This window comes from Streptococcus caballi DSM 19004 (genome assembly GCF_000379985.1).
GTDB lineage: Bacteria > Bacillota > Bacilli > Lactobacillales > Streptococcaceae > Streptococcus > Streptococcus caballi.
The window spans coordinates 1-11317 of the sequence record NZ_KB904091.1 but is presented as its reverse complement, the minus strand read 5'-3'; the positions used below and the strand labels follow the sequence as shown (position 1 = coordinate 11317).

Genomic DNA, 11317 nt, shown 5'->3' with positions numbered 1-11317 from the left:
TTTAGTTCCTTACTGTACTTCGTCCAGTGACGGCTTTCCTCTAGCCCTTCAACACCAGCTTCTTTGTATTTCCGAACCCAGTTTGATAGTGTTTCTTTAGAAATACCATGGTTCCTAGCTAACCAACTAAGTGATTTCCCTTCTTCCGAGTGAAGTAGAACAAGTTCTAGTTTTTCAGAGACAGACTTTGGACTTCTTTTGGACATAGTAAAACTCCCGTTATAGTTTCTAGTGAAAATTTTTGTTTTTTCACTGTCCACTATAAGGGGAGTATATCATAGGATTACTCATTTTATTCTTATTTCAGTTCACTATCACATACAAATACCGTAGCTTTTTCAAAAAGGGCCAGCTTCTTGTCATAAGTCTAGTCTACCTTTTCGTCCTTTTGTCACTCCTTTATGCCCTGCTTTTCCTCCTATTTTTCGGTTATAATTCTTAAGTAAAGATTAGTCAAAATAGAAGTAGGCAAAGAAACACCGTTTTTAGTCTGCCAATCATTCTAGGGAAGCTGGTGAGCGAGCCTTCAGAAGAAGCAAGGAGCTAATTCAGAACAGCTTCTGTCTCATAACCTATCATTTCCAACAAAAAAAGACAAACCAACTGTAAAAAGTTGATTTGTCAGTCATGATTTAAAAGACTAGAGACATCTTTTTTATTCTCCTTCAAAGGCATCTTTCATTTTATCGAAGAAGCCTTTTTTCTTTGGTTGTACAGCCTTATCACCACCAGCTGCTGCGAAAGCACGAAGGGCTTCTTTCTGAGCATCGTTGAGCTTAGTTGGGGTGACAATATTAACCGTCACATGTTGATCACCTTGACCGCCACCACGAAGTTTCGGAGCGCCTTTACCTTTAAGACGGAAGGTCTTACCAGTCTGCGTTCCCGCAGGAATGCTCATTTCAACATCTCCGTGAACCGTTGGTACTTCAACTGTATCACCGAGCGCAGCTTGAACAAAGCTGATATTCATAGTGTAATAGATTGTTGAACCATTACGTTCAAATTTTTGGCTGGGAAGAACATTAATAATAACGAAGAGATCACCATAAGGACCACCGTTAAAGCCGGCTTCACCTTGACCTTGCAAACGTATTTGTTGGCCTGTTTCAACACCAGCAGGAATCTTAACAGAAACTTTGTGCATTTTCTTTTCATGACCAGTTCCGTGACAAGTGTTACAAGGTTCTTTGATTTCCTTACCGGTTCCATGGCAGACATCACATGTGACTTGACGGCGCATCATACCAAGTGGGGTCTGTGTATCAACATTAATAACACCTGAGCCATGACATCTCGTACAAGTGATTGGGCTCGTACCAGGCTTGGCACCTGAACCGTGACAGGTATGACATTCAGCTTCACGATTGTAAGACACTTCCTTTTCAGCACCGAAAACAGCTTCTTCAAATTGAAGATTAACACGGTATTGAAGATCATCCCCTTGACGAGGGGCGTTAGGATTACGCACGCCGCCTCCGCCACCAAAGAAGGATGAGAAGATATCTTCAAAACCGCCGAAACCGCCTGCTCCGCCATCAAAACCGCTAAAACCACCAGCTCCACCACCAAAGCCACCATTAGCTCCAGCAGGTCCGTATTGGTCGTAGGCTGCGCGTTTTTGCTCATCACCTAAGGTTTCATAGGCTTCCTGAACTTCCTTATATTTTTCTTCTGCGCCAGGTTCCTTATTGATGTCTGGATGGTACTTCTTAGACATCTTACGGTAGGCTTTTTTGATTTCATCTTGCGAAGCATCCTTAGATACACCAAGACGATCGTAAAATTCTGTATTGTTCATATTAAATACCTTATATTTATTTTTTGATAATTTTCTTAAGTGGTTGGGACGTTAGCAACCGACTGCGTCGTTTCATGACTTATTTTTGAGCCCAAGGTCTCAAAAATTCCCTCATGACATCATCATATAATGCTACCATTCTCACCACGGCGGAATTATCGTATCAGGCGGTCTTCAACCGCTTTAGCACTATCGCTTTTAGCCAAAAACAGAGGCTGGGTTACAACCTCTGAGTTTGAGCTTTATTTACGACGTGAGAAAAGTAATTCGATAATAATCACTTTTCGAGCTAGTAAGTCGTTTAGGTAAATCGCCATAGCGATTGTCGTAGAATGACAATCCCTTTAGTGATTAATCATTCTTAACGAGTTATTTTTCTGTAAATTCACCATCTACGACATCATCACCACCATTGTTTGATGAATCAGATGATTGAGCGCCTTCTGCACCTTGAGCGGCTTGTTGGGCTGCGGCAGCTTGTTCATACATCTTAACTGCAAGGGCCTGAGCCTTTTCATTAAGGACTTCAAGTTTAGCTTTCATGTCATCAAGGTTGCCTGCTTCTTGAGCAGCTTTCAATTCATCAAGAGCAGCTTGAGCAGCATCGCGTTCTGTATCAAAGCCTTTACCTTCAGTTTCTTTGATAGTCTTTTCAGTTGCAAAGATAGCTTGGTCTACTTCGTTCTTAAGGTCAACTTCTTCTTTACGTTTAGCATCAGCTTCTGCGTTAGCTTCTGCATCTTTCATCATTTTTTCGATTTCTTCGTCAGTTAAGCCAGAGTTAGATTGAATAACAATGTGTTGTTCTTTTTGAGTACCAAGATCTTTAGCTTTAACAGATACGATACCGTTTTTATCAATATCAAAAGTTACTTCGATTTGTGGGATACCACGAGGTGCAGCTGGAATATCAGTCAACTGGAAGCGACCAAGCGTCTTGTTGTCCGCAGCCATTGGACGCTCACCTTGAAGAACGTGGATATCAACAGCTGGTTGGTTATCAGCAGCAGTTGAGAAGACTTGTGATTTCGATGTTGGGATAGTTGTGTTACGGTCGATAAGTTTTGTGAAGACACCACCCATAGTTTCGATACCAAGTGACAATGGTGTTACGTCAAGAAGAACGACATCTTTAACATCACCAGTGATAACACCACCTTGGATAGCAGCACCCATAGCAACTACTTCGTCAGGGTTAACAGATTTGTTTGGTTCTTTACCAGTCTCAGCTTTAACAGCATCTACAACGGCAGGAATACGTGTTGAACCACCGACCAAGATAACTTCGTCGATTTCTGAGATTGACAAACCAGCGTCTGACAAAGCTTGACGAACTGGAGTCTTAGTACGATCAACAAGATCACGAGTTAAATCATCAAATTTAGCACGAGTCAAACTCATTTCCAAGTGAAGGGGGCCAGCTGCACCAGCAGTGATGAATGGCAAGCTGATTTGTGTTTGAGTAACACCAGATAAATCTTTCTTAGCTTTTTCAGCAGCGTCTTTCAAACGTTGAAGAGCCATTTTATCTGTTGATAAGTCAATGCCGTTTTCTTTCTTGAATTCGTCTACCAAGAAATCAATGATTTTTTGGTCAAAGTCGTCACCACCGAGCTTGTTGTCACCTGCTGTTGCAAGTACATCAAAGACACCATCACCAAGTTCAAGGATTGAAACGTCGAATGTACCACCACCAAGGTCGAATACCAAGATTTTTTCATCTTTGTCAGTCTTATCAAGACCATAAGCAAGGGCTGCAGCAGTTGGTTCGTTAACAATACGTTCTACTTCAAGGCCAGCGATTTTACCAGCATCTTTTGTTGCTTGACGTTGAGCATCGTTGAAGTAAGCAGGAACTGTGATAACAGCTTTAGTCACTTTTTCACCAAGGTAATCTTCTGCGTAACCTTTCAAATATTGAAGAATCATAGCTGAGATTTCTTGTGGCGTGTATTCTTTACCATTTGCAGATACTTTTTCAGAAGTACCCATTTTAGATTTGATAGAAATAACTGTATCTGGGTTTGTCACTGCTTGACGTTTTGCAGCATCACCAACGATGATTTCCCCGTTTTTGAATGATACTACTGAAGGTGTTGTGCGGTTACCTTCTGGGTTTGCGATAATTTTTGATTCAGTTCCTTCAAGAACTGCCACTGCTGAGTTAGTTGTACCTAAGTCAATACCAATAATTTTAGACATATTTTTACCTCTTTTTATTTGAAATTCTTTTTTGATATTTTTCTAAAATGGTGCGGACGCAAGCGACTCTCTACGGAATTCCATTACTAAAATTTGAGCCTAAGGTCTCAAAATTTCCGCCAACAGCAATAAAATTGCTATTGTACCACCATGGCGAAAAGTATCATATTAGTAAGCCTTCGGCTTGCTATTACTTTCATTGTTAGAATTCTCTACGTCTGTTAGGCTATGAGAATTCTAGTTAGCCTCGCGGGGTAACGAAATCATAGATTTCTGACTGAGCACCTAGTTTTCTGTCGTTTCGGACAAGGTAGTAAGCTGCTTTAGCAACTAGCGACATTGGCTAGTTATAGACCACTACCATTGCTGGTCTAAGCAGACGTTCATGTAGTTTGTAGCCTTTTTGGAAGACTTGTGCAATGCTATCTGCTGGATGCTCATCATCAGCTGGTAGGGTTTGAACAGCCATGTGTAGGTTGTGGTCAAAGTTTTCAACTTCAACTTCTTCAATTCCTTCCTCTTTAAGTGCTTGAACGAGACTTTCTTGTACCATTTCAAGACCTTTTTTGACATCGTCTGTTAATCCTTCAACAGCCAAAGCGCGCTCCAAATTGTCAAGACTTGGTAAAATCTTCTTAGCCAAATCCTGTGAACGGTAACGCTGCAATGACTGGCGTTCTTCGTTAGCACGGCGCTGGATATTTTGCATTTCAGCGTGCGCACGCAGGTATTTATTTTCAAAATCCTCAGCACGCGCTAGAGCATCTTCCAACTCCTTATTTTCAGAAGTTTCTTCAGTGACTTCCTCCGCTGTTTCTTCTGTTGTTTCAGCAGTCTCAGTCGCCTCTACTTCCTTATTTAATTCTTCATTTTTTACTTCTTCTGACACCCTGTGCCTCCTTAATTTATTTAGCAATCTCTTCATCAATTAACTTCATAGTGGTTGCTGTTTAGGTAGCGGTAATAATCACCCAGCTTCATGGCAAGTACGCGCCCGATAATATTGACCAGACTCACGCTTCTGCGATAATCCATATCAATCGGTCCAATCAAACTGAGAAGACCAAATCCTCGGTAAGGAATGAGAAACTTGTGCATCAAGACCGTGCTGTTAGCCAGTGCAGACTCTTTGCTATCTGCCACCTGAACAACAGCCATCTCATCTTCCCGCATGCTATTGCGAAATGCTAGCGCAACACTTTTTTCATCATCCAAAAACTGATAAGTTTTTAGATCTGCGTAGTCCAAGGAATTAACCTTACCAGCAACAAAGACGGTCTCCTTGAAAAGCTCAGCAAAAATGTAATCAAACAAATCTAAAACATTATCAGTTGTTGTGAAATATTTCTGCACAATCTGAGGAATTTCCGTCCGAAGCTTGTAATGAATATCCATAACCGTCCGATTGAGGAAGCGATCATCTACAATTTCCTTGAGAATCAACAAATCACGTGATAAGAAATTTTTTGGAATCGCAAACTGAACCGTCGCGGGCTTGGACCCATCCAAAGTCAACACTGCCAAAGCATCATGGCTAGACAGCTGAACAATATCAAAGGCTGTCAGTTTCTGACGAGCAGGTTCAACATCCAAAATCACAGCTGTATAACCTGTCATATCTGCCAAAATCTGATTAGCCTTCTGCAAAATATCCTCAGGTCTGAAAGCCTCAAAGTCGAAGGCCTTGACAACCTGATAAATATCCTGTTCATCAATGCTATCCAAACTCAGCGAATGCTCAACAAAATATTTAAAGCCCGCTGTGCTTGGCATACGACCGCTGGACGTATGTGCTTTTTCCAAAAGTCCAAGTTTTTCAAGCTTAGCCATGTCATTACGAATGGTTGCACTAGAAGAATCAATAGTTGACTGAAGTGCCTTAGAGCCGACAGGTTCATGTGTCTGCGTAAACAAGTCTACAATCAGATTTAAGATATCATTCTGTCGTTGCGTAATCACAGAAACAATCACCTCACTTCTTTTTAGCACTCTAACATATCGACTGCTAACTTATGTTTTTATTATACTCCTTTAAAACTAGCTGTCAAGCTAAAAACACAAAAAATTAGCACTCTTTTCAATAGAGTGCTAAAAATACATCTTAAGACCTAGATTTACTACTCATCGTAGCCGGTCAGATTGTTTTCTTCAATGATTTTAACCAATTTGTTGGCATACTGAGAATCTTTTTCAAAGGCTAATTCTTGTAATCGCTGAGCTGTTCGCTTGTAACCTTCCTTGCTAACTAGGATGGTATACATCTCCTTATCAAGTGTCTGACCATTCTTGAGCTGGTCTAAATAATCATAAACGGATTTCTCCCAAGAAGAGTATCTTTTGAACTTCTGAGCCTGGCTCTGCCATTTTCCCATAATATAAACCTGATTATTGAGTGTCACTGATTGATCACCAGCCTCCGCTTTAACTCCAAATAAATTATGGTATTTGCTAGCAAGGAGCGTCTGACCGTAATTAGAAGACAGACTGGCTTGCGCTATTATCAGAGAAGGACGAATCCCGTAGTACTTCGTGGTTTCTTGTGCTAAAGGGGCTACCATTTTAATAAATGTCTTCTTATCATAAGAGACTGCCTGTTTCTGATTAGCACTGGGAAGTCCCAAATGCCTCAGCAGCGGAATAAAAAGTAACAAAACAACAAGGAATGCCAATCCCAAGAGGGGAATCAAAGAGAGCCGTTTTCGCATTACTCATTCTCCTTCAACAAATCCAAATATTCTTCCAAGGTCAGATTGTTTTCTGTCATATATCTGGCTGATTTTTTGCCAACGTAGCGGAAGTGCCAATCCTCATAATCAACTCCTGTGGAATCTTTCTTTCCCTGAGGAAATCTCAGAACAAAACCATATTTTGGTGCCAAGGCTTGCACCTTAGCAGCGACCGTTGCATCACTGGCATTTAGCGAATCCACCGTACTCATGTCAATAGCCAAACCAGTTTGATGTTCACTAGCTCCCGCTGGCTGTGAGTAGGTTTTAACCTGCTCCTCAGCTTCCTTCTGAGTTAGGTTAGCATTATTAGCCATTTCCTGTTGGACGTAAGAGTTAAAAAGTTGTTCCTGATAGGCGACGCTACGATACCCTGAAATCAGATGTTCGCTAGCATCAATAGCTTGTGCTGCTGCTAAAAACTGACTAACCTTATCTGAAATGCGGCTGTCTACCGAGATGCCTGAAACGTCTGTCAAACTCGGATTCATTTCAGCTGTGATATTGTCACGATTGACCAAGACCAGCTCCCAATCGCTGCTTGATACCTTAGGCAAATCGCGGTGCTGAGATTTTTTCGTAGTTGAAGACTTCTTATTAGATGACGCAGAAATTGAGGCAGAGGTTGTTTCACTCTGCGACTGCTTGCTTATCGTAGATGTCTCATCTTTTTTGACAAAAAGGTAAATCCCCATAATAAAAACAACAACCAACAATATTTTTATAATAGTGTTTGAAATATTATTCTTCTTCATTTTCTCTTTCTTGTAAAATTTCCCGACCACGATGGCGATAGGACATATCACCAATAGATTCTATCTTAAATTGACCATTTTCATAGGAAAGCACTGATACACTACCATTATCAAGTCCAAGGCTTCGAGATGTATTGTGATCAACAAGCCATAAGAATGTCCCAATAGTCATACCATGACTGACAACGATTGCGTTACCCCCACCTAAAGACTCCATTTTTTCAGCAATGGCATGGAAACCATCCCAAATGCGATGACTCAAGACTTCCCAAGATTCCGCCCAGTTGGCTGTGTCCACTTGACGAATCCCTTCGGCCATTTCTTGATAAGAAAGCTGACTCATGTCTTTATCCAAAACTCTTGGGAGAACGCCGTTAAATAATTCACCATCATAACCTCCGTCAAGGCTACCAAAACACCATTCACGAATGCGTTTATCCCGTGTATAAGGAATATTTTCCTGATGGCACTCTTTTAAGATGATTTCCATGGTTTGCAAAGTTCGTCCAGAATCACTTGAAAAAGCCTCCTTGAAGGTAATTCCTGCATCCTCTAAACCAAGCCCCAGTTCTTTGATTCCAGTTTCTCCCTCGCTAGTCAAAGGAGTGTCACTCCAACCCTGAGCACGACCGATTGTATTAAACATAGTTTTTCCATGACGTACAAGATATAGTTTAGTGACTGTCATAATCTTCCCCTTTCAATCATGAGTAATTATACCATTAATTGAAAACACTTGCAAAAACTTGCAAGTGCTTATCCTTAGTTTTTAAAAGAATGAATTGGAGCAGGGATTTGTCCACAACGGGCAATGAAATCAGCTGATGATTTTTTATTGACTGACATGACAGGAGCTGCACCCAAAAGTCCTCCAAATTCAATCATATCACCCTCTTTTCCTTTAGGAATAATACGCACCGCTGTTGTTTTCTGATTGATAACACCGATAGCTGCCTCATCCGCAATCATAGCCGCAATTGTTTCATAAGGCGTGTCCTCAGGAATGGCAATCATGTCCAAGCCCACTGAACAGATGGCTGTCATGGCCTCTAATTTTTCAAGATTGAGCGAACCTGATTGCACTGCGGCAATCATTCCCTCGTCTTCAGAGACAGGGATAAAGGCACCAGACAAACCACCCACTTGGTTACAAGCCATGACTCCACCCTTTTTTACTTGGTCGTTCAACAAAGCTAACGCTGCTGTTGTACCATGGGTGCCAACCGTCTCAAGGCCCATTTCCTCAAGAACACGAGCAACCGAATCCCCAACAGCAGGTGTCGGAGCAAGAGATAAATCAACAATACCGAATTTAACACCCAAGCGTTCCGAAGCCATTTGCCCAACCAATTGACCAATACGCGTAATCTTGAAAGCTGTCTTTTTGACTGTTTCAGCAACTACATCAAAACTTTCACCACGAACTTTTTCGAGAGCACGCTTAACAACACCCGGCCCTGACACACCGACATTGATGACCACATCGGCTTCCCCCACACCATGGAAAGCTCCCGCCATGAAAGGATTGTCTTCAACTGCATTTGCAAAAACGACTAGCTTAGCAGGACCTATTTCAGATGCTTCAGAAGTTTCCTTGATAATGCGCCCCATATCACGAACAGCCGTCATATTAATACCAGCCTTAGTTGAACCGATGTTAACTGAAGAACATACTTTTTCCGTCTCAGCTAAAGCTCGAGGAATTGAGTTGATAAGAATTTCGTCACCCTTTTGGTAGCCCTTCTGCACTAAAGCAGAAAAACCACCAATAAAATCTACACCAATTTCGTGTGCAGCCTTATCCAAAGCCTTTGCAATTGGAACATAGTCTGTCGCATCCGTCGCTGCCCCAATCAAAGAGATTGGTGTCACAGATACACGTTTGTTAACAATCGGGATCCCTAATTCTGCGGCAATATCATCTCCAACTGCCACAAGACTTGAAGCTTTACTGACAACTTTTTGATAAACCTTGTCAGCTACACGATTAATATCCGTATCAATACAATCTAAAAGAGAGATACCCATCGTAATCGTACGAATATCAAAGTTCTGCTCCTCAATCATTTCAATGGTTTCAGTAACCTGTCTAATATCCATTTAAGAAAACTCCAATCTTACAAATTATGCATAGCATCAAAAATAGCAGAACTCTGAATGTTGATTTTCACGTTTAGAGAGTCGCCAAAGGTTTCCAACTCTGAACGTAATTGCGCGAAATCTTTCTTTTCATCTGCAGACACAACTGCCATCATAGTAAAAAATTCATCCAAAACAGTTTGCGAAATATCATCAATATTCAAACCTAATTCAGCTATTTTTGTGGAAACACCCGCTACAATTCCTGATCTGTCTTTGCCAACTACTGTAATAATTGCTTTCATACTCGTCCTCCTTATTGTTTGTTCAATTTTATCATAAAACATCAAAAAAGGCTATTTTTTTCAGGAAAACAAATGATATCATCCGCTATTTCCGAACATTATCTTACCAATCTACACTTCCTAAAAAATAACCCTAACTATCCCGGCGATTGATTAACTTCAAAGGTAATTGATTATTGAAACCACTTCAAGTAAGGTTCAATCTTTCTGAGAAAGGCCTTCTTCCCCGCAAAGCATTCCCCACAAGTCGCCCTTTCCAACAACTCCTTCTCTTCTTCGGTCAATATCTCCTCCAAACGGCTTAAACTATCCTGATAAGCCACATAATCATCCAAAAGCATCTCCTTAGAAGCCAAACTATGCGCTAACTCCCCAATCTCCTCATACGCCATACGATTAAACTTTCGCTTTTGGCTTTCCTGTTGTCGAATCTTATCCTTAATATAGTTTGAAAACTTAGTTTTAAAATAAATAGCCAACTTCCTATCATCGTCTGATAACTCTGGGTGTCTTTCCAAAAGCTGGAAAAGAACCAACTGACCCTCTTGCATCCAATCGTCATACTCCCATAAATGTAAATAATATAGTCGTCTCAACTTCAAGACAATCGGCCTTACTTTTCTAAAAATCTTATCAAAATCAGCCATCTTTTTTACCTCCTCTTAACTGATAGTTACAGTATAAGATAAAAGATAAAAGAACAACATGACATTAATGTCATGTTGGACAACTATTGCTCAATCTAAATTGTCAAATGAAGTTAGACTTTTCATGTCACTCAGAAAAACTTGATAGGGTATTGGTAATTGGGACTGCCATGGATGCGGTGTTGATTCCACCAGTCGATATATTCCTTGATTTTAAGGGTTAATTCTTCCAGTAAATAGAAAGTTTCTTGGTTGCTAAACTCAATCTTGAAGGAATGATAAGCGCTCTTAGCTACGGCAGTGTCATAAGAACAACTAACCTAACTAAGTGAACGGATGATTCCGAATGCTTCCAAAATCTGAGGTGCTTTCGTACTTTTTTTGCATAAAAAAGAAACGCTGATTTCTCAACGTTCCCAACGGTTATCTACTCCGGCAGTAGGACTCGAACCTACGACATCATGATTAACAGTCATGCGCTACTACCAACTGAGCTATGCCGGATAAATGCTAAGCGACTACCATATCTAACAGGGGGCAACCCCCAACTACTTCAGGCGTACTAGGGCTTAACTGCTGTGTTCGGCATGGGAACAGGTGTATCTCCTAGGCTATCGTCACTTAACTCTTGAATGATTATCCATTCAAAATTGAATATCTATATTGTATCAAGTTAACCTTACGCTGTCAATATTGACTTCGGATAAGTCCTCGAGCTATTAGTATTAGTCCGCTACACGTGTCACCACGCTTCCACTTCTAACCTATCAACCTGATCATCTTTCAGGGCTCTTACTGATAT

11 protein-coding genes, 1 tRNA gene, 2 rRNA genes and 1 pseudogene are annotated in these 11317 nt (G+C 40.9%); all 15 read right to left on the bottom strand.

Annotated features, from left to right (window positions below):
- On the bottom strand, positions 1–206 hold a 206-nt coding region (locus A3GS_RS0107815), incomplete at its 3' end, for a helix-turn-helix domain-containing protein (protein WP_018364869.1).
- A 449-nt stretch (positions 207–655) separates the two neighbouring features.
- On the bottom strand, positions 656–1801 hold the full coding sequence (gene dnaJ / locus A3GS_RS0107810; RefSeq protein WP_018364868.1) for a molecular chaperone DnaJ: 1146 nt from the start codon (positions 1799–1801) through the stop codon (positions 656–658).
- Between the two features lie 369 nt (positions 1802–2170).
- Positions 2171–4003 carry a molecular chaperone DnaK gene (gene dnaK, locus A3GS_RS0107805; protein WP_018364867.1) on the bottom strand — a complete coding sequence of 611 codons (1833 nt, stop codon included), beginning with the start codon at positions 4001–4003 and terminating at the stop codon, positions 2171–2173.
- Positions 4004–4346: 343 nt separating this feature from the next.
- Positions 4347–4928 carry a nucleotide exchange factor GrpE gene (grpE, locus tag A3GS_RS0107800; protein ID WP_156808890.1) on the bottom strand — a complete coding sequence of 194 codons (582 nt, stop codon included), beginning with the start codon at positions 4926–4928 and terminating at the stop codon, positions 4347–4349.
- Positions 4928–5962 (bottom strand): heat-inducible transcriptional repressor HrcA, encoded by a 1035-nt coding sequence (gene hrcA, locus A3GS_RS0107795; protein ID WP_040807633.1) that lies wholly within the window; start codon positions 5960–5962, stop codon positions 4928–4930. The genes grpE and hrcA overlap by 1 nt, the downstream gene beginning before the upstream one ends.
- 158 nt (positions 5963–6120) lie before the next feature.
- A complete protein-coding gene (locus A3GS_RS0107790) occupies positions 6121–6708 on the bottom strand; it encodes a glycoside hydrolase family 73 protein (protein ID WP_018364864.1) in 588 nt (195 codons plus the stop codon).
- Complete coding sequence (locus A3GS_RS0107785) at positions 6708–7484, bottom strand: M15 family metallopeptidase (protein ID WP_018364863.1); 777 nt, start codon at positions 7482–7484, stop codon at positions 6708–6710. The genes A3GS_RS0107790 and A3GS_RS0107785 overlap by 1 nt, the downstream gene beginning before the upstream one ends.
- Positions 7471–8172 (bottom strand): histidine phosphatase family protein, encoded by a 702-nt coding sequence (locus A3GS_RS0107780; RefSeq protein WP_018364862.1) that lies wholly within the window; start codon positions 8170–8172, stop codon positions 7471–7473. The genes A3GS_RS0107785 and A3GS_RS0107780 overlap by 14 nt, the downstream gene beginning before the upstream one ends.
- 74 nt (positions 8173–8246) lie before the next feature.
- Positions 8247–9584 (bottom strand): PFL family protein, encoded by a 1338-nt coding sequence (locus tag A3GS_RS0107775; RefSeq protein WP_018364861.1) that lies wholly within the window; start codon positions 9582–9584, stop codon positions 8247–8249.
- Between the two features lie 17 nt (positions 9585–9601).
- Positions 9602–9868, bottom strand: a complete 267-nt coding sequence (locus A3GS_RS0107770) for an ACT domain-containing protein (protein ID WP_018364860.1) — start codon at positions 9866–9868, stop codon at positions 9602–9604.
- 173 nt (positions 9869–10041) lie between these two features.
- Positions 10042–10515, bottom strand: a complete 474-nt coding sequence (locus A3GS_RS0107765) for a hypothetical protein (protein WP_018364859.1) — start codon at positions 10513–10515, stop codon at positions 10042–10044.
- Between the two features lie 131 nt (positions 10516–10646).
- Positions 10647–10877, bottom strand: a pseudogene (locus A3GS_RS13075) (IS3 family transposase); the annotation flags it as partial.
- A gap of 68 nt (positions 10878–10945) precedes the next feature.
- Positions 10946–11019 (bottom strand) — tRNA-Asn (locus A3GS_RS0107760).
- Positions 11020–11024: 5 nt separating this feature from the next.
- A 5S ribosomal RNA gene (gene rrf / locus A3GS_RS0107755) occupies positions 11025–11140 on the bottom strand.
- A gap of 74 nt (positions 11141–11214) precedes the next feature.
- Positions 11215–11317: ribosomal RNA gene (locus A3GS_RS0107750) — 23S ribosomal RNA — on the bottom strand; the annotation flags it as partial.